At 72.0% G+C, this 18,058-nt stretch carries 16 protein-coding genes; 9 read left to right on the top strand and 7 right to left on the bottom strand.

What is annotated here, in order from left to right; genetic code table 11:
• Positions 1 to 40: 40 nt before the first annotated feature.
• From N5I75_RS24370 to N5I75_RS24350, 5 genes are all read right to left on the bottom strand, one after another.
• Positions 41 to 817 carry a succinate dehydrogenase iron-sulfur subunit gene (locus tag N5I75_RS24370; protein ID WP_476680571.1) on the bottom strand — a complete coding sequence of 259 codons (777 nt, stop codon included), beginning with the start codon at positions 815 to 817 and terminating at the stop codon, positions 41 to 43.
• Positions 817 to 2,571, bottom strand: a complete 1,755-nt coding sequence (sdhA, locus tag N5I75_RS24365; protein ID WP_476680569.1) for a succinate dehydrogenase flavoprotein subunit — start codon at positions 2,569 to 2,571, stop codon at positions 817 to 819. Before sdhA ends, N5I75_RS24370 begins: the two co-directional genes overlap by 1 nt.
• A 19-nt stretch (positions 2,572 to 2,590) precedes the next feature.
• The gene (locus N5I75_RS24360; protein WP_476680567.1) at positions 2,591 to 3,076 is read right to left on the bottom strand and encodes a succinate dehydrogenase hydrophobic membrane anchor subunit; all 486 of its coding nucleotides are present in this window, start codon (positions 3,074 to 3,076) and stop codon (positions 2,591 to 2,593) included.
• 8 nt (positions 3,077 to 3,084) lie between these two features.
• Positions 3,085 to 3,465 (bottom strand): succinate dehydrogenase, cytochrome b556 subunit, encoded by a 381-nt coding sequence (sdhC, locus tag N5I75_RS24355; RefSeq protein WP_394431184.1) that lies wholly within the window; start codon positions 3,463 to 3,465, stop codon positions 3,085 to 3,087.
• Between the two features lie 149 nt (positions 3,466 to 3,614).
• Positions 3,615 to 4,172, bottom strand: a complete 558-nt coding sequence (locus tag N5I75_RS24350; protein WP_476680565.1) for a 2-oxo-4-hydroxy-4-carboxy-5-ureidoimidazoline decarboxylase — start codon at positions 4,170 to 4,172, stop codon at positions 3,615 to 3,617.
• A 328-nt stretch (positions 4,173 to 4,500) separates the two neighbouring features.
• Between N5I75_RS24350 and N5I75_RS24345 the strand changes: the two genes are divergently transcribed.
• The 3 genes from N5I75_RS24345 to N5I75_RS24335 all read left to right on the top strand — a co-directional run bounded on the left by N5I75_RS24345 (position 4,501) and on the right by N5I75_RS24335 (position 7,652).
• Positions 4,501 to 6,096 (top strand): beta-N-acetylhexosaminidase, encoded by a 1,596-nt coding sequence (locus N5I75_RS24345; RefSeq protein ID WP_476680563.1) that lies wholly within the window; start codon positions 4,501 to 4,503, stop codon positions 6,094 to 6,096.
• 106 nt (positions 6,097 to 6,202) lie between these two features.
• A complete protein-coding gene (locus N5I75_RS24340) occupies positions 6,203 to 7,057 on the top strand; it encodes a DUF4328 domain-containing protein (protein WP_476680561.1) in 855 nt (284 codons plus the stop codon).
• 85 nt (positions 7,058 to 7,142) lie between these two features.
• Positions 7,143 to 7,652 carry a hypothetical protein gene (locus N5I75_RS24335; protein ID WP_476680559.1) on the top strand — a complete coding sequence of 170 codons (510 nt, stop codon included), beginning with the start codon at positions 7,143 to 7,145 and terminating at the stop codon, positions 7,650 to 7,652.
• Between the two features lie 34 nt (positions 7,653 to 7,686).
• Here N5I75_RS24335 and N5I75_RS24330 read toward each other — a convergent pair whose 3' ends face one another.
• The gene (locus tag N5I75_RS24330) at positions 7,687 to 10,338 is read right to left on the bottom strand and encodes an FG-GAP-like repeat-containing protein (protein WP_476680557.1); all 2,652 of its coding nucleotides are present in this window, start codon (positions 10,336 to 10,338) and stop codon (positions 7,687 to 7,689) included.
• Positions 10,339 to 10,661: 323 nt separating this feature from the next.
• Between N5I75_RS24330 and N5I75_RS24325 the strand changes: the two genes are divergently transcribed.
• The 5 genes from N5I75_RS24325 (at position 10,662) to N5I75_RS24305 (ending at position 15,128) form a co-directional block, all read left to right on the top strand.
• Entirely contained in the window at positions 10,662 to 11,552 is an 891-nt protein-coding gene (locus N5I75_RS24325; protein ID WP_476680555.1) for a hypothetical protein, read from the top strand.
• A 129-nt stretch (positions 11,553 to 11,681) separates the two neighbouring features.
• Positions 11,682 to 12,290: an RNA polymerase sigma factor gene (locus N5I75_RS24320; protein WP_476680554.1), complete on the top strand. Its 609-nt coding sequence runs from the start codon at positions 11,682 to 11,684 to the stop codon at positions 12,288 to 12,290.
• A complete protein-coding gene (locus tag N5I75_RS24315) occupies positions 12,287 to 12,976 on the top strand; it encodes a hypothetical protein (protein ID WP_476680552.1) in 690 nt (229 codons plus the stop codon). Before N5I75_RS24320 ends, N5I75_RS24315 begins: the two co-directional genes overlap by 4 nt.
• 278 nt (positions 12,977 to 13,254) lie before the next feature.
• The gene (locus N5I75_RS24310) at positions 13,255 to 13,917 is read left to right on the top strand and encodes an RNA polymerase sigma factor (protein ID WP_476680550.1); all 663 of its coding nucleotides are present in this window, start codon (positions 13,255 to 13,257) and stop codon (positions 13,915 to 13,917) included.
• Complete coding sequence (locus N5I75_RS24305) at positions 13,917 to 15,128, top strand: hypothetical protein (RefSeq protein WP_476680548.1); 1,212 nt, start codon at positions 13,917 to 13,919, stop codon at positions 15,126 to 15,128. The genes N5I75_RS24310 and N5I75_RS24305 overlap by 1 nt, the downstream gene beginning before the upstream one ends.
• A gap of 170 nt (positions 15,129 to 15,298) precedes the next feature.
• Here the strand turns inward: N5I75_RS24305 and N5I75_RS24300 are convergent, their stop codons facing one another.
• A complete protein-coding gene (locus N5I75_RS24300; protein ID WP_476680546.1) occupies positions 15,299 to 16,216 on the bottom strand; it encodes a L,D-transpeptidase family protein in 918 nt (305 codons plus the stop codon).
• A gap of 242 nt (positions 16,217 to 16,458) precedes the next feature.
• Between N5I75_RS24300 and N5I75_RS24295 the strand changes: the two genes are divergently transcribed.
• Positions 16,459 to 18,048, top strand: a complete 1,590-nt coding sequence (locus N5I75_RS24295) for an acyl-CoA mutase large subunit family protein (RefSeq protein WP_476680544.1) — start codon at positions 16,459 to 16,461, stop codon at positions 18,046 to 18,048.
• The last annotated feature ends 10 nt before the right edge of the window (positions 18,049 to 18,058 follow it).

Genomic DNA, 18,058 nt, shown 5'->3' with positions numbered 1-18,058 from the left:
GCAGAGGAGCGGGGCCCACGGGCCGGGTACGACCGGAAGGTCAGTAGCGGCGCGTGATCAGCGCGCGCTTCACTTCCTGGATCGCCTTGGTGACCTCGATGCCGCGCGGGCAGGCGTCCGTGCAGTTGAAGGTGGTGCGGCAGCGCCACACACCGTCACGGTCGTTGAGGATCTCCAGGCGCTGCTCCCCGGCCTCGTCGCGCGAGTCGAAGATGAAGCGGTGCGCGTTGACGATCGCGGCCGGGCCGAAGTACTGGCCGTCGTTCCAGAACACCGGGCAGGACGACGTGCACGCGGCGCACAGGATGCACTTGGTGGTGTCGTCGAACCGCTCGCGGTCCTCGGCGGACTGCAGGCGCTCACGCGTCGGCTCGTTGCCCGTCGTGACGAGGAACGGCATGACGTCGCGGTACGCCTGGAAGAACGGGTCCATGTCCACGACCAGGTCCTTCAGGACCGTCAGGCCCTTGATGGCCTCGACCGTGATCGGCTTCTCCGGGTTGATGTCCTTGATGAGCGTCTTGCAGGCAAGGCGGTTCTTGCCGTTGATGCGCATCGCGTCGGACCCGCAGATGCCGTGCGCGCAGGAGCGGCGGAAGGTCAGCGACCCGTCCTGCTCCCACTTGATCTTGTGGAGGGCGTCGAGGACGCGCTCCTTCGGGTCGATCTCCAGCTGGAAGTCGACCCAGTTCGCCTCCGCCGAGACCTCCGGGTTGAACCGGCGGATCCGGAAGGTGACGGTGATGTACGGGGAGTCGGCGAACCCGGGCTCGGCCGTGCCGGCCGCCTCCGCCTTGTCCATGATCGGGGTTGCCATCAGTACTTACGCTCCATCGGCTGGTAGCGGGTCTGGACGACCGGCTTGTAGTCCAGACGGATGGACTCGGAGCCGTCGTCGCCGACCTCGCGGTACGCCATGGTGTGGCGCATGAAGTTGACGTCGTCTCGGTTCGGGAAGTCCTCGCGGTAGTGGCCGCCGCGGGACTCCTTGCGGGCCAGCGCGGAGGTCGCCATGACCTCGGCCAGGTCGAGCAGGTTGCCCAGCTCGATGGCTTCCAGGAGGTCGGTGTTGAACCGCTTGCCCTTGTCCTGGATCGAGACGTTGAGGTAACGCTTGCGCAGCTCGGCGATCTTCTCGACGGCCGTCTTGATCGTCTGCTCGGTGCGGAACACCATCACGTTGGCGTCCATGCACTCCTGCAGCTCGTTGCGCAGGACCGAGACGCGCTCGGTGCCCGTCGCGTTGCGCAACCGCTCGACCTGGGCCTCGACGAGCGACGCCGGGTTCTCCGGCAGCTCGACGAACCCGGTGGTGTGCGCGTACTCGGCGGCGGCGATGCCCGCACGACGCCCGAAGACGTTGATGTCGAGCAGCGAGTTGGTGCCGAGACGGTTGGCGCCGTGCACGGAGACGCAGGCGACCTCACCGGCGGCGTACAGGCCCGGGACGACGGTGGTGTTGTCCGCGAGGACCTCACCCTCGACGTTGGTCGGGATGCCGCCCATGGCGTAGTGCGCGGTCGGCTGGATCGGGATCGGGTCCGTGTAGGGCTCGATGCCGAGGTAGGTCCGCGCAAACTCGGTGATGTCCGGGAGCTTGGCGTCGAGCTGCTCCGGCGGGAGGTGCGTGAGGTCGAGGTAGACGTGGTCGCCCTCGGGACCGCAGCCGCGGCCCTCACGGATCTCGGTGTAGATGGAGCGGGACACGACGTCACGGGACGCGAGGTCCTTCATGACCGGCGCGTACTTCTCCATGAAGCGCTCGCCGTCCTTGTTGCGGAGGATGCCGCCCTCACCGCGGGCGCCCTCCGTGAGAAGGATGCCCATGCGCCAGATGCCGGTCGGGTGGAACTGGAAGAACTCCATGTCCTCCAGCGGGATCCCGCGCCGGTAGCAGGCGGCCTGGCCGTCGCCGGTCAGGGTGTGCGCGTTCGACGTCACCTTGAAGAACTTGCCGGTGCCGCCGGAGGCGTAGATGACCGACTTGGCCTGGAAGACGTGGATCTCACCGGTGGCCAGCTCGTAGGCGACCACACCGGCGGACTTCTTGACGCCGTCTTCCTCGACGATCAGCTGGTCCAGGACGTAGAACTCGTTGAAGAACTCCACGCCCTCCTTGACGCAGTTCTGGTACAGCGTCTGGAGGATCATGTGGCCCGTGCGGTCCGCGGCGTAGCAGGACCGGCGGACCGGCGCCTCGCCGTGGTTACGGCTGTGACCGCCGAAGCGGCGCTGGTCGATGGTGCCGTCCGGGGTGCGGTTGAACGGCAGGCCCATCTTCTCCAGGTCGAGGACCGAGTCGATGGCCTCCTTCGCGAGGATCTCGGCGGCGTCCTGGTCGACCAGGTAGTCGCCGCCCTTGATCGTGTCGAAGGTGTGCCACTCCCAGTTGTCCTCCTCCACGTTGGCCAGCGCGGCGGCCATGCCGCCCTGCGCGGCGCCCGTGTGGGAGCGGGTGGGGTAGAGCTTGGTCAGCACGGCGGTGCGGCTGCGCTTGGTCGACTCGATGGCCGCGCGCATGCCCGCGCCACCGGCGCCGACGATGACGGTCTCGTACTTGTGAATCTTCACGGGTTCGCTCGCCTCGGCTTTAACGGATGTTCGGGTCGAAGGTGAAGATCACCAGCGTGCCCAGCAGGACGGTGAAGACCGTCGCGGCGTACAGCAGGCCCTTCAGCCACAGGCGGCTCTGGGGGCGCTCGGCGTAGTCGTTGATGACGGTACGCAGGCCGTTGGCGCCGTGCAGCATCGCGAGCCACAGCATCAGAAGGTCCCAGCCCTGCCAGAACGGGGACGCCCAGCGGCCCGCGACGAACGCGAAGCCGACCTTGGAGACGCCGCCGTCGAGGACGAGCTGGATCAGCAGGTGGCCGATGACGAGGACGACCAGGACGACGCCCGACAGGCGCATGAAGAGCCATGCGGCCATCTCGAAGTTGCCGCGGCTGCCCTTGCCGGTCTTCGAGGTGCGCTTGCGCGGCGCCTCGATGACGGGGGCCGGGTTGTCGGCGTCGTAGAGCGGGGCGCTCTCGACGGGGCCGACACCGGACGGGGCGGAAGTGGTCTCAGCGGACATGTCTGGCCTCAGCTCCCGAAGAGTTCACGGACGGCGTGGCCGAGGACCGGGTAGAGCGCCCCGATCATCAGGACGACCCAGATGCCCACGACGGTCCAGAGCATCTGCTTCTGGTAGCGCGGGCCCTTCGACCAGAAGTCGACGGCGATGACACGCAGGCCGTTGAGCGCGTGGAAGAGGATGGCGGCGACGAGGCCGTACTCAAGGAGCGCGACGATCGGCGTCTTGTAGGTGGAAACGACGTCGTCGTACGACTCGGGGGAGACGCGGACGAGAGCGGTGTCCAGGACGTGTACGAACAGGAAGAAGAAGATGAGGACACCGGTGACTCGATGAGCCACCCACGACCACATGCCTTCCCGGCCGCGGTACAGCGTTCCAGCCGGCACGGAAGAACCCTCCGGGAGCGGGACTGAGGGCCGCGCCGGCTTCACTGTCGGTCGGGCCCGGCCGGGTACGGTCCACCGGCCGCTCGTCATCGTATCGACGAGTTGTCGGCTCGTTCGCGCCGGGGCCTCCGGTGTGATCAAACAGGCAATCAAACAGGCACGTACGGGCTATCGCCCAGGCTCTGTCCCCGTGCGGCGTCCGGCCCCGCGCTCCTCGCGGCGGGCAGCGCGCGCAGGAGACGGGTGATGCGGCCCCGGGCGAGTCGGCGCAGCTCCTCCGCGGCGGTCACGCGCTCCTCCTCCCGGTCGTTGCCGAGCCGGGCGTGGATCCCGGCGAGCAGATGGTCGAGCGCCTCGCTCGGGGCGACGTCGTCCAGGCAGATCACGAAGGCGTGCCCGAACCGGGACTCGTACGCGCCGTGCGCCGCGGCCAGCGCGGTGTACGCGGCCTCGTAGACGTCGGCGCCCGGCAGGCACGGCAGCTCTTCGCGGGCCAGGGCCTCGGAGATCGCGCTGATGGGGAGGTCGTACGCGGCCTCGTCGGCGGCGGCGAGCAGCGCGTCGAGGTCGGGGTAGGGGCGGTGCGCGGCGAGGCGGCGGGCCCAGGCGCGGCTGCCGAAACAGCTGTGCAGGGCGTCCTCCGCGGCGGCTCGCGGAAGGGCGTTGAAGCGGGCGACTCCCTGGGCTGATCCGGTCTGCGCCGGCAAGGGCCGGCGACCGGGTGGGGACGGGGCGCGGTGCGCGGACAGCGGGTGCCTCCGGCGGGAACGGGTGGGGGCTGTGCGACGGTCTGGTGATACGTGCGGCGTGCGTGTGTTTGTGGCGTAACGCTAGCGAGGTGTGATTGCGGGTGTCCGACGGATGCGCGAATTTCACCCGGACGGAAGAGTTTAGGGCGTTTCCGTGGGAGCGCCGTCGTGGTTCCGTCCGGCTGTACGTGTCGGCGCGTCGTGGCTTGTCGCGCAGTTCCCCGCGCCCCTGGGGGGCGGCCGTTACCGTCGGCGGGAACGTGATCGCTAGCGGAGGTGGTCGGACGTGGAGCGCAAGGTGCTGCTGGGCGGCGGGGTCGTCGTGGCCGGGGCGGTGGTCGTCGCGGCCGTGCTCTGGCCGGACGGTGGGGACGGTTCCTCCTCGCAGGCACCGTCCGACGGCAAGACCGGCTCGTCGGCGCCCGCGTCCCCGTCCCCCTCGCCGAGCAGGTCGTACGCGCTGTCGAAGCCGCCGCGCACGATCCCCGCGGTCCGCGACTTCACCGCGGCGCGCGGGCCCGGCTGGAAGGCGGACGGCGGCCGGGTCGTCGTGCGGGACAAGGGGCTCGCCGACGAGGGCAGGCTGATCGCCGGTGAGCTGGGACTGACGTACGCGGGCGAGGACGCCGAGGCGGGCGCCGGGGACGTCGAACTGGCGCTCGGCGGGGCGCGCCGGGCGAACCAGGAGTCGTACAGGATGACCGTGCGGGACGGGGCCGTCCGTATCGTCGGGCCGACCGAGACCGGCGTGTTCTACGGGACGCGCACCCTGAAGCAGGAGGCGCGCGGCGGGGCGACCGTGCCCGAGGGGGTCGTCGCCGACGAGCCCGCCAAACCGCAGCGCGGATTCATGCTCGACATCGCCCGCAAGCATTTCTCCGCCGACTTCATCAAGGACCGGATCCGGGAGATCGGGGACCTGAAGTTCAACCAGTTCGGGCTGCACTTCTCCGACGACCAGGCCTTCCGGATCGAGTCCGACTCGCATCCGGAGGTCGTGTCGGAGGACCACCTCACCAAGGCGCAGGTGCGGGAGATCCTGGACCTCGCCGCCGAGCGGCATGTCACGGTCGTCCCCGAGATCGACTCGCCCGGGCACCTCGGCGCCGTCATCAAGGCCCACCCCGATCTGCAGCTGCGCGACGCGAACGGCGTGGCCCAGCGCGGCGCCGTCGACATCTCCAAGCCGGGGTCGGCGAAGATCGTGGACGATCTGCTGAAGGAGTACGCGGGCCTGTTCAAGGGCGCGTACTGGCATCTGGGCGCCGACGAGTACCGGGCGCTGGCCGTCAAGAGCCCGGAGACCTCCTACCCGCAGCTCGCCACCGCCGCGCGGCGGGCCCACGGGTCGGGCGCGCGGGTGCAGGACCTCGCGCAGTCCTGGCTCAACGACCGGGCGAAGACCATGGCCCCCTACGACCGGCACCTCAAGGCGTGGAACGACGGGTTCTACGAGGGCGGGACCGTCGACGCCGACAAGAACCTGGAGGTCGCGTACTGGACCGGCAAGGAGATCGGGGCGCGCGAACCGGTCTCGTACCTGAGCGCCGGGCGGAAGCTGACCAACTACAACGACGAGTTCCTGTACTACGTCCTCGGCCAGCCGAACACCTTCACCTACCCGACCGGCAAGCGGATCTACGAGAGCTGGACGCCGCGCGTCGTGCGCGGGACGACGCTCGTGCCCGCCAAGTACGACGACCAGATCCTCGGCGGGACCTTCGCCGTCTGGTGCGACCTCGCGCAGTCGCAGACCCGGGCGCAGGTCGCGCAGGGCGTACGGATGCCGCTGCGGGCCACCGCGCAGAAGCTGTGGGACGCCCGGAAGCCGGACCTCACGTGGCCGCAGTTCGTCGACCTCGCGGGTCGGGTAACCGGCTGACCTGCGGAAACGACTGGACAGCGCAGGGCGGCGGGCCGTATGGTCCGCTGGCCGCGCGGCCGGGGGGTCGAACACAGCGGCGGTTGCCTGGGGAGGGCGCGCGGCTGTGCTGTGCAGAAGATGCGGGAAGAACAACGCGCTGGTCGAGGACGGGCTGTGCGCCCGCTGCTCGGACGAGGCGTTCGGGTCGCTGACGGCGGCGCCGGGCACGGAGGCTGAGCGGGCGGAGCCCCTGGCGCCGCTGCCGCCGCCGCTGCCGTCCGCGCCCTACGACCCGAGGGCCCGCTGGGCGCTGCTGAAGTCGCCGAACGGCCTGGCCACCCTCGCCATGGCGCTGCTCGGCCTCGTCATCGCGGTCGACCTGGGCGCGGTGGGCGTCGGGATCGCCGAGTACGGGACCCTGTCCGACATCGCCGACGGCGACTGGTCCGGGTACGACGAGGGGCGGTTCGGCCGCATCGACGACGCGTACAGCCTCCTGGGCATCGCGCAGGCGGGCGCGCTCGTGGTCACCGCGATCGGCTTCATCCTCTGGTTCCTGCGCGTGCGCGACAACGCGGAGATCTTCGCGCCGCAGGGGCAGAGCAAGGCCCGCCCGTGGGCGATCTTCGGCTTCTTCGTGCCGATCGTGGCGTTCTGGTTCCCGCGCCGGATCGCGCTCGACACCTGGCACGCCAGCGCCGACGGCCTCGAACTGACCCGCAGGCAGGCGCGGTCCGGCGTGATCGACCTGTGGTGGACCCTCTGGCTCCTGAACCAGTTCCTCGGGCGGTTCGTGGGCTCGCAGTACGACAGGGCCGAGAGCCTCCCCGAGGTCGAGTCGGCGACGGCCTGGATGCTCGCCAGTGACACGCTCGACATCGTCAGCGCCGCGGCCGCGATCTGGTTCGTCCGGTCCCTGACCCGGCTGCAGAACCGCAAGGTGACGGCCGGCGGCGCCTCGGCCACCGCCGGCGCCTAGTCGACGCGCCGGGTGGCGGAGCCCCGCACCCCTGTGGTCTATTCGCCCGAGGTCGACAGGGGAGTACCGGGACGGGGGCACGGCGATGGGCTACTGGGGCTACTACGTGGTGGCCAGGAGCGGGCGGCCGCTGAAGGAGCTGCGCGCGCTGGCCGGGGTGGCCGACGAGCTCACGCTCCTTGAGGAGCGGCCCGGCGACTGGCAGATCTGGGAGTGCCCCGGCGGCAAGGACGACGTGACGCGCGACGTCGGCAGCATGAACGTGCTCGCGGCGGAGACCCGGGCGCCCGCCCTCTTCGCGTACGTGATGGACAGCAGCTGCGCCGTGATCGAGGCGGCGGCGCCGGACGGCGGCGCGTGGACGACGTGTCTCGGGCGCACCGCGATGGCCGCGTTCATCGGCGGCGACGAGCGCGCCCTGGAGGACTACTTCCTGCCGCCGGACGACGCGGCCGAGCGCGCCGTCTCTTGGGCCGGTGAGTGCGGGCGCACCGTCGAGCCGCAGCCGCTCGCGGACGTGCTGCGCGCGGTGGCGGAGCCGTCGGCGGAGGAGTCGTTCTTCCGGTTCCTGGACCGGCTCGGGGTGGCGCAGTGAGCGCCGCCCCGGGAGCCGGTCCAGGAGAGCGGTGCTACGGCGCCAGGCTGGCGCCGAGGCGGGCGCCCGCCGGGGTGCCCAGGGCCGCGTTGTTGTAGGTGCTGGTCGTGGTCAGACCGAGACCGGTGCTGTTGCTCGGCACGTACAGCAGGGTGCCGTTGTTGGTGTCCTCGCCCGCCGCGCCGACCACCAGGTCGGCCCGGCCGTAGCCGGAGAGGTCGACGAGCGCGGTGGCCGTGCCGAAGTTGTCGTTCGTCTCGGTCGCGCCCGGGACGCCCGCCGTGTCCTGCGAGAGGGCGACGGATCCCGCGCCGGTCGGCCCGGCCGACGAGCCCTTGATGAGCAGCGTCGTGCCTGCGTTCGAGCGGTTCGTCGTACGGGTGATGTCCTCGTTCGGGGCGCCGGTGAGGATGTCCGCGTAGCCGTCGTTGTCGTAGTCGCCGACCGCGACGGACCAGCCCATGGCGTCCCCTGACTCGTTGGCGCCGGGGACGTCGGCCGTGGACTGGCTGATCGTCTTCGCGCCGGTGGCGGTCGGGCCGGTGCCCGCGGTGCCCTTGACGAAGGTGACCTGGCCGCCGGAGACACCGCCGGACTCGGCGGTGTAGGGCTGGCCGATCACGATGTCGTCGACGCCGTCGCCGTTGACGTCACCCGCGGCGATCGAGCGGCCGCCCTTGGTGCTCAGCACGGCCACCTTGGTCAGGCCGGTGGCGGAGCCCTTGAACCAGACGACGCGGCCGATGCCGCCCGCGTCGCGGTAGTTGAGGGCGACGTCGGCGTACCCGTCGAGGTTGAAGTCGCCGCTCGCGGCGTCCGCCACGGCGAGGTTGCCGGTTGCGGTCGTCAGCTTGGCGTGGGAGATCCGGCCGTCGGCGTAGCGGGCGGCCCAGGTGCCGCCGGCGCCGGTGGAGGCGGTGAAGACGTCGGCCTTGCCGTCGGCGTCGAAGTCGGCGGCGGCGACCGCCGCGCCGATCCGGGCGCCGTCCGGGGTGTAGCTCGCGTCGAGGTCCACGGCGAAGCCCTTGGTCAGCTCGGGACCGTACAGGGCCGTGACGGCGCCGCGGTCCTTGTGACCGGCGGAGTCGTCCTCGCCGGGCTGGCCGACGACCAGGTCGGTCCAGCCGTCCGCGTTCAGGTCGGCGGTCGCGGTGGCCGTGCCGAACTCGTCACCGGTCTCGGCGGCGCCGAGCACGTCACCGGCCTGCGAGATCGCCTTCCGGCCGGTGGCCGTCGGCCCGTCGATGGTGCCCGGTACGACGACGACCTGGCCGCCGCTCGACCCCTTCGGCACGCCGGTCACGAGGTCCGGGGTGGCGTCGCCGAGCAGGTTCTGCGAGGGCAGGGCGTGCGAGATGCCCGGCGTCGCGGCGAGCGTGCGGATGCGCGCCAGCTTCGGGTACAGGTTCGCGCCGGGGCACAGGGTGCTGTTGGTGTCCTTGTGGCCGAAGACGCGGGGCAGGGTGATGGTCGAGCCCTTGGCGACCTTGTTCCCGTCGGTACCGAGGTCACCGTTGGACGTCAGGGTGACGTTGCTGGTCGCCTTGATGCCGTACTGGCCGAACTTCCAGGCGACGACGCGGGCGATCGCGTCGAGCGCCGCCTTGGTCGGCTTCACCTTCTCGAAGTTGCCGATGTAGGAGATGCCGACGGTGTCGGTGTTGAAGCCGTAGTCGTGGGCGCCGTGCACCGGCAGGTCCATGCCGCCGGTACGGCCTTCGAAGATCTGGCCGCAGCGGTCGACGACGAAGTTGTAGCCGAGGTCGTAGTAGCCCTTGGAGACGTGGTCCTGCTGGATCTGGCGCAGCCGCTCGGCGGACTTGGCGCAGGGGACCTGGTTGTCGGCGTCGACACCGGTGTGGTGGACGACGGCGGCCTTGATCTCCGTGTCGTAGGACGGCGTCCCGTCGTGCGAGAGACCGGGGCCCCACACCGACTGCGGGATGATGTACGGCTTCACGACCGTGGAGGGGCGGGGCGCCGGCGGCGTGTCGCTGGGCGACGGGGACGCGGTGGCCGTCGTGGTGGCGGTCGTGGTGGCCGGCGGGGTCTCGGCCGGACTTGCGATCTCCGTCTCGGCGAAGCCGGGGTCCACCGTCTCCGGCGCGGAGGGCGTCGCCGACGGGTCGGCCGTCGTGGTGACGCCGGGCGTCGCCGTGTCCTCGCTGAAGGCCGCCGGCTTCGCCAGGTCGGCGTCCGTCGGCCCGGTGCCCGGGTCGATCAGCTTGACGTCCATGCCCGCGGGCAGGTCGGAGGCGGTGCCGTCCGCGGCGACCACCCGGACCTCGACACCGTCCGAGACGTCCTCCGTCGGCACCGACGCGGTGCCGCCCCGGATCGCGGAGCGCTCGCGCTCGGCGCCGTCGGCGTCGTTGGTCTCCTCGGGCAGCGTCGTCCATGCGCCCCAGTCGCCGCTCTCGGCGTCCCGCGCCCGGAACTGCGCCTTGCCGTCGATCTCGGCGTCCGGGTCCTTCCACGTCACCGAGACGGCGCCGAACGTCGCGGTCGACTTCTGCGGCACGACCTTGCGGTCGCCCTTCGTCTGCAGTTTCAGCGTGTGCACCGCCGCGGCCCGCCGCTCGGGGCCCTTGGCGGTGTCGGCCGGACCGGCGGCCATGGCGTACGTCGCCACCCCGGCCCCGCCGAGCACCACCGCGCCGAGCGTGATCCACGCTCTTCGCTTCATGCTGAGCGGCTTGTACGCGTGCGAAGCGCGCGCGCTCTGCTCCTTGCCGCGCGAATGTCGCGGGCTCAAATGCCCCACCCCTTGGAGAAGTCAACAAGAACCCCGCGTGCGTCACGGGGAGTTGATCTGTTCAGCGAACGGCCGTCGAGGAACGTCACACGGCCTCCACGGCTGTGCGTGCAGACGACCGGCGGTCTCCGAAGGTTGTACGCGACCGCGTGACCCGGGTTGTGAGAAGAGACATGTGCGTGAGCTGTGACGGACGAGGCGCCGCCTCCGATGGACAAGTGGAGCGACAGCGAACGGACTTGGGGATGCACCACATGCGTGAGGGTGAGAGACGGACCGTCGGCCGAACGGTGACCACGGGGGTGTTCGTCGTCGCGCTCGCCGCCGGGGGCGCCGCGTTCCGGCCCGTCGGACCGTCCGCGGAGATGCGCGCGCTCGCCGTGCCCGCCACGGCCGTCACCGACACCGCCGCGCCGCGACCGGCCGATCAGGTGCGCGGGGAGCGGCTGTTGCGGCAGGCGGGCGTCCGGCTGCGCGACGCCTACTCCGTGCGGATGGCGGCGGACGTCAGAGCGGGCGGCAGGCATGTACGGGTGGAGGTGGGCCTCGACCACCACGGGAACTGCTCCGGGACCCTCGACGCCGGCGACGGGGTCGTCGCCGGCCTCGTCTACCTCAAGGGCGGCGCGGACACCGACGGGGACGGCGAGGGCGACGGCCAGGACGAGGCGTACCTGAAGTACACCGACTCGTCCCTCGACGCACTCCAGGACAGGGCCGATGCCCTGAGCCCGGAGACGGGCGCACGCGCGCGGGCGCTCACGGCCCTGGCCCGCGGCAAGTACGTGAAGGTGCCGCCGGGCCCGAAGGGGGCGCAGGCCATCGGCCGGCAGTGCGGCGTCGGCCGGCTCCTCGCCACCGAGATGACCGAACACCCGGCGGGCACCCGCGCGCTGCCCGCCGTGCGCCGCGACGGGGAACGCCTCGTCCCGCTCAAGCCGCCCGCGGGCAGGAGCGACGCCGACCCCACCGCGTACGTCGTCGCGGACGGGGACCCGTATCTGCGCTCGGTCAGCGGCACTTCGGGCACCATGTGGATCGCCGTCACCTTCACCGACTACGACAAGCCCTTCGACGTGCACCGGCCCGACCCGGCGCGGGTCGTCGAGGCCCCGGCGGGCGAGGGCGCCTTGTTCGAGGTCTGAACGCGGGGCCCGGCCGGGTCCGCGCACGCGGTCATGTGACGTTTCTGTGCACAAGGACGCTGATCGACGTGGGGCGCGCTCACGGGCGCAGGTGCCCGGCACATCGTTGTCGTACGAAGAGGGAAGCGGTTGGGCCAGGGAGCGGAGCCCCGTCGTCCGCATGTGCGCGACGACGAGCTGGGCGCGGCCGTGGCGCGGGCCCAGGAAGGCGACGAGGCCGCCTTCGCCGTCGCCTACCGCATGGTGCAGCCCGGACTCCTCGGCTACCTGCGCGGGCTCGTCGGCCACGAGGCGGAGGACGTCGCCGCCGACGCCTGGCTGGAGATAGCCCGCGACCTGGGCCGCTTCCGCGGCGACGGCGCGGGTTTCCGCGGCTGGACCGCGACCATCGCCCGCCACCGCGCCCTCGACCTGCTGCGCCGGCAGAAGGTGCGCCCGCGCACCACCGTCCTGGAGCAGGACGTGCTCGACCTGCCCGCCGCCCACAACACCGCCGAGCAGGCCCTGGAGACCCTGTCCACGGAACGCGCCCTCGCCCTCATCGGCGAACTCCCCCGCGATCAGCGGGAGGCGGTGCTGCTGCGCGTCGTCGTCGGGCTCGACGGGCCCACCGCCGCGCGCGTCCTCAGCAAACGCCCCGGCACCGTGCGCACGGCGGCCTACCGGGGTCTGAAGCGGCTCGCGCGGCAGCTCGGCGGGGCCGAGGGCCGGTCCGGCACGGAAGGGGAAGCGAGATGACCCGGAGATCCGGACCGCCGGACGCCGTCGGTGCCCGGCTCGCCGCGGCCGTCGTCCGCGCCGGGCCGCCCGGCGCGCGGGCGGAACAGGCGGCGCTGACCGCGTTCCGCGCCGCACGGGACGCCGGCGCGCTCGACGCGCGGCCCCGGCCCGGCGACGACTGGCGCCCGCGGCGCCGCCCGGCGGGATGGTCCCTGCGGGCGGCCGCCGGGGCGCTGCTCGCGAGCGTCGCGGTGGGCGGGGTGGCGGTGGCGGGCATCGGGACGGTGTCCTCGCCGGACGGTCCGGGGGAGCGGGACCGGCCGGGGCGGATCGCGGTGCCTTCGGAGGCCCCGGGGTCGCCGTCGGGGCGCCCGGAGATGTCGTCGGAGCGTCCTGAGCCGACGAGTACGGCTCCCGGGGCGCCAAGTCCGGCCCTGTCCGGCCCTGTTGGGACCGACCCGGAGCATGTGCCGCCGGGGCGGCAGGAGAAGACGCCCGGGACCGGTGCCGTCCCCACACCCGGACGGGCCGGGAACCAGCAGGCGCGCTGCAAGGCGTACGAGGCCGGGCACGGGCTGAACCGCTCGGAGCGGGCCGCCGAAGGATGTGACGCCCCGACAGCGACGGCCTCGACGACCTCGACGACCTCGACGACCGCCCCGACCGCGACGACCGGGCCCGGCAAGGCGCACGGGAAGTCATAGGTACGGGGAGCGATGTGCCCCGGAAACGGGACGACCGGGGTCGCCACCCCCCACAGGAGAGACCCCGGCCGCCGCGCGGTACGGGTCGCTAGCGGCCCGTACTTGTCTCAGCGCCGCGCGTGCGTTTTGTGTCACACCCCGCTGCGTGACACGTTGGTTGCACCTTGTACAAACATGGACGCGAGGGCGTTTCAGGCCGTAGCGTGCTGATTCGCGCCGGGAGCGCACACCTTCACACGGGGCACGGGCTTCATCACCGGGGCAGGCAGGGACAGGAAGTGCTGGGGGACGACGCGGAGCTGACCGCCGCGGTGCTTGCGGCACAGGACGGGGACGAGACCGCGTTCCGGACTGTGTACCGCGCCGTGCACCCACGGCTGCTCGGATACGTACGCACGCTCGTCGGCGACCCGGACGCCGAGGACGTGGCCTCCGAGGCATGGCTGCAGATCGCCCGGGACCTCACCCGCTTCGAGGGCGACGCCGACCGGTTCCGCGGCTGGGCCGCCCGCATCGCCCGCAACCGCGCCCTCGACCACATACGGATGCGGGGGCGCAGGCCCGCCATCGGCGGCGACGAGAGCGAACTCACCGGCAGGCCCGCCTCGTCCGACACCGCCGACGAGGCGCTGGAGTCCCTCGCCACCGGCACCGCCATGCACCTGATATCCCAGCTTCCGCAGGACCAGGCCGAGGCCGTCGTGCTGCGCGTCGTGGTCGGCCTCGACGCGAAGAGCGCCGCGCAGACCCTCGGCAAGCGGCCGGGAGCCGTCCGCACGGCCGCCCACCGCGGACTCAAACGCCTCGCCGAGCTGCTCGGCGCCGAGCAGAAATCCTCCGGTTCCCTCGAATCCGTCCCGCATCAGAGGCAGCCGAGTACCCCTGCGGTGACGTCTGCCGGTGTGACGCAATCGCGTACACGGACGCAGAAGGACATGTGATGGCCGACGAGCACGACAAGTGGCTGGACCGCGACGCGGCGGAGCGCCTGCTGAGCGGGGAGCCCTTGGAGGCCGCCACCGAGAACGACGTCCGACGGGCCGAACAACTCCGCGCCTCGCTCGACGCCCTGACCGCGCTCCCGGCCGGGCCCGACGGTGAACTCCCGGGCGAGGACGCCGCGTTGAAGGCGTTCAGAGAGGCCCGCGCCGTCTCCGCGGTGGACGCCGCTGTGCACGAGGCGGGCGACAGTGTGGTGATCGCGGGGTACCACGAGGCCGGAAGACCTGACGAGGCCGGGCGTCACGGGGCCGGAAGGCGTCCGCGCTGGGCCCGTCCGGCGCGGTTCGGGCTCGCCGCCGCGCTGGCCGCCTGCATGGTCGGCGGGGTCGGTGTCGCCGTGGGGGCCGGGATGCTGCCGTCCCCGTTCGGCGGCAGCGGCGATCCGACGCCCGCCTCCTCCGTTTCCGGCGGCGTGCCGAACCCCGACGAACGGCCGCTGGTCTCGCCCCCGCCGCGCGGCAAGGACAAGGACGAGGTCCGGCCCGACGGCTCGGTGACCCCGGACCCCAGCGGTACGCCGGGGAACGGCGCCGGGGACACCGCGAAGGAGGCGCCCGGCACCTCCGCCTCCGACGCCACCGGCGACGACGGCAAGGCCGAGGCCGGGGGCGGAAGCGGCGACGACCGGATGTCCGACGGGCTGCACCGCCGCGTGACCGACGCCTGCCGCCGCTATCGGGGCGGCGACCTCAGCGCCGACGAGCGGGAACGGCTGCGCGGCTCCGCGCGGAAGTACGGCCGGAGCAGCGCGGACCTCGGCCGGTTCTGCGCCCGCGTGCTCGACCCGTCCGAGGACCCCCGCGACTCCGACAGCCCGCGCGACTCCGACTACTACGGCGGCAACGACGGCTCGCCCCACGGGTCGAACCAGTCGGGCGGTTCCGGCGGCTCCGACGGCTCGTACGGTCTGACCGGCTCGCACGGCCACGGCGGCGGCCAGGACAACGACGAGGACGACGACCCGGAGTCCGACTCAGGCCACGGCCCCCGCGCCGGCGGCGGCAACGGCAACGGCGGCCACGACGGCCGCCCCCACGGTCGCGGCGACCGGCGCGAGCGCGGTCACGACCGCGACCGGAAAACCTACCGGGAAACCCGCTCTGACCAGCGGGAATCCGGTCCGCAGAAAAATATTGAGCGCCAGGTGTGACGTTTTCGGAGCCGTGGACGCAGTACTCAGTGCCGACTGGTCATCGGCAGTGCACGAGCCGGGGGTTCCCCCCGTACCTTCGGCTCGGTGCCACCGGCGTGGGTGGGACACGTTCCCCCGGTCCCACCCACGCCCCCGTCTTCCACCAGTGGATGCTCACCAGCAGATGCTCACCAGTAGATGACGACCTTGTCGCCGTTGCGCACCTGCGCGAACAGGCTCGCGATCTTCGCCTCGTCCCGTACGTTCACGCAGCCGTGCGAGGCGCCGTTGTAGCCGCGGGCCGCGAAGTCCGACGAGTAGTGCACCGCCTGGCCGCCGCTGAAGAACATCGCGTAGGGCATCGGCGTGTCATAGAGCGTCGACACGTGGTGCCGCGACTTCCAGAACACGTGGAAGAGGCCCTCGCGGGTGGGCGTGTACTGCGAGCCGAACCGGACGTCGGTCGTCAGCAGCCGCTTGCCGTCGACCATCCAGGACACGGTCCGGCTCTTCTTGCTGATGCACAGCGCCCGCCCCGTCATGCAGCGCGGGTCCGGTTTCGCCGCGGGCTGCCCGCCCGCCGCGTACAGCTCGTCGCGGGTCGGCTCGTGCGTCATCGCCACCAGGCGCTGCCAGGTGACGGTGTCGGTGATGCCGGTGCTCGGCAGACCGCGCTTGAGCTGGAAGCCGCCGACCGCCTTCGCCGTCGGGGCGTCGTAGGTGCCGGTCGGCCCGTCGAAGAGCCACGCGATCTGCCGCAGCCGCGCCTGGAGCTCCCGCACCTGCGCGCCCCGGCTGCCCGTCTCGTACAGCGTCCGGGGCGGTGGCGTCGGTGTCACCGCGGCGGGGCTCGACGGCTTGTCGTCACCGGCGCTCGACGGCCGGTCGCGGGGCCTGTCGTGGCCGGGACCCGACGGCTCGCCGCGGTCCGGCGTGGACGGCGCCGCCGGGTCGGGTGCCGACGCGGCAGCGGACGCCCGCGGGCCCGGCGGCGCCGCCCCCGACTGCCCCGCGCCGCCCGCTCCGACCGTCTCCACCTTGCAGCCGCAGGCCAGGGCAAGCACCCCCAGCCCGGCGAGCGCTCTCCGTATGACAGCTGTTCGCATGACGTCCCCCGCCTGCCGCGCCGTTCCCTGTTGTCACATCAGATGCTGCCCGCGCCGCGACGGTTGCGAACGGGGCGCGCGCACTCTGGCCGACACCGCACCCGCGGCTTGTGAGCAAGCTCCCAGCGTGGGCCCCTCCACCGAGCGCACGCCCGCCGCTACAGTCCGTCGCAGGACGCGGCGACTACTGGCAGTAGCACGCACCCCGCACGATCAGTCGGCAGATCGCTGGAGGCACAGGCATGGCGCGCGAATCCGAGTCGGGACTGCCCATCGAGCCGGTGTACGGCCCGTCGGCCCTGGAGGACTGGGATCCGGAGCGCCAACTGGGCGAACCGGGTGGGTATCCGTTCACGCGCGGCGTCTACCCCTCCATGTACACGGGCCGGCCATGGACGATGCGCCAGTACGCCGGGTTCGGCACCGCCACCGAGTCCAACGCCCGCTACAAGCAGCTGATCGCCAACGGCACGACGGGGCTCTCGGTCGCCTTCGACCTGCCGACCCAGATGGGCCACGACTCCGACGCCCCGATCGCCTCGGGCGAGGTCGGCAAGGTCGGCGTCGCCATCGACTCGATCGACGACATGCGCGTCCTGTTCGACGGGATCCCGCTGGACCAGGTCTCCACCTCGATGACGATCAACGCCCCGGCCGCGCTGCTGCTGTTGCTGTACCAGCTCGTCGCCGAGGAGCAGGGCGTCAGCGCGGACCGGCTGACCGGCACCATCCAGAACGACGTGCTCAAGGAGTACATCGCCCGCGGCACCTACATCTTCCCGCCCAAGCCGTCGCTGCGGCTGATCGCGGACATCTTCCAGTACTGCAAGGCGGAGATCCCGCGCTGGAACACCATCTCCATCTCCGGCTACCACATGGCCGAGGCGGGGGCCTCGCCCGCGCAGGAGATCGCCTTCACCCTGGCCGACGGCATCGAGTACGTGCGCACCGCGGTCGCCGCCGGGATGGACGTCGACGACTTCGCCCCCCGCCTGTCGTTCTTCTTCGTGGCCCGCACCACGCTCCTGGAGGAGGTCGCCAAGTTCCGCGCCGCGCGCCGGATCTGGGCGCGGCTGATGCGCGAGGAGTTCGGCGCGAAGAACCCCAAGTCGCTGATGCTGCGCTTCCACACGCAGACGGCCGGGGTGCAGCTGACCGCGCAGCAGCCGGAGGTCAACCTGGTCCGCGTCGCCGTCCAGGGCCTGGCCGCGGTCCTCGGCGGCACCCAGTCGCTGCACACCAACTCCTTCGACGAGGCCATCGCCCTGCCCACCGACAAGTCCGCCCGCCTGGCCCTGCGCACCCAGCAGGTCCTGGCCTACGAGACGGACGTGACGGCCACCGTCGACCCCTTCGCCGGTTCCTACGTGGTCGAGAGGATGACCGACGACGTCGAGGCGGCGATCCTGGAACTGATGGGCAGGGTCGAGGAGCTGGGCGGCGCCGTCGCCGCCATCGAGCACGGCTTCCAGAAGGCGGAGATCGAGCGCTCCGCCTACCGGATCGCGCAGGAGACCGACGCCGGGGAGCGCGTCGTCGTCGGCGTCAACCGCTACCAGCTCGACGCCGAGGAGCCCTACGAGCCCCTCCGCGTCGACCCCGCCATCGAGGCTCAGCAGGCCGCCCGACTCACCCGCCTGCGCGCCGAACGCGACCAGGGCGCGGTCGACACGGCGCTCGCCGCGCTGAAGAAGGCCGCGGAGGCCGACGCGGACACCGTCAACGTCCTTTACCCGATGAAGGACGCCCTGCGCGCCCGCGCCACCGTCGGGGAAGTCTGCAACGCGCTCCGCGAGGTGTGGGGCACCTACACCCCGGCGGAACGGTTCTGACCCCTCGCCT

This window comes from Streptomyces sp. R818, from assembly GCF_056172735.1.
This window is presented reverse-complemented; position numbering and strand designations above follow the sequence as displayed.

What these genes read in the sequence shown, in the direction of transcription:
- N5I75_RS24370 (WP_476680571.1), bottom strand. Translation starts at nt 817, where the DNA reads ATGGCAACCCCGATCATGGACAAGGCGGAGGCGGCCGGCACGGCCGAG.
- N5I75_RS24360 (WP_476680567.1), bottom strand. Translation starts at nt 3,076, where the DNA reads ATGTCCGCTGAGACCACTTCCGCCCCGTCCGGTGTCGGCCCCGTCGAG.
- N5I75_RS24335 (WP_476680559.1), top strand. Translation starts at nt 7,143, where the DNA reads ATGGGCTACTGGGGCTACTACGTGGTGGCCAGGAGCGGGCGGCCGCTG.
- N5I75_RS24330 (WP_476680557.1), bottom strand. Translation starts at nt 10,338, where the DNA reads ATGAAGCGAAGAGCGTGGATCACGCTCGGCGCGGTGGTGCTCGGCGGG.
- N5I75_RS24325 (WP_476680555.1), top strand. Translation starts at nt 10,662, where the DNA reads ATGCGTGAGGGTGAGAGACGGACCGTCGGCCGAACGGTGACCACGGGG.
- N5I75_RS24315 (WP_476680552.1), top strand. Translation starts at nt 12,287, where the DNA reads ATGACCCGGAGATCCGGACCGCCGGACGCCGTCGGTGCCCGGCTCGCC.
- N5I75_RS24305 (WP_476680548.1), top strand. Translation starts at nt 13,917, where the DNA reads ATGGCCGACGAGCACGACAAGTGGCTGGACCGCGACGCGGCGGAGCGC.
- N5I75_RS24300 (WP_476680546.1), bottom strand. Translation starts at nt 16,216, where the DNA reads ATGCGAACAGCTGTCATACGGAGAGCGCTCGCCGGGCTGGGGGTGCTT.
- N5I75_RS24295 (WP_476680544.1), top strand. Translation starts at nt 16,459, where the DNA reads ATGGCGCGCGAATCCGAGTCGGGACTGCCCATCGAGCCGGTGTACGGC.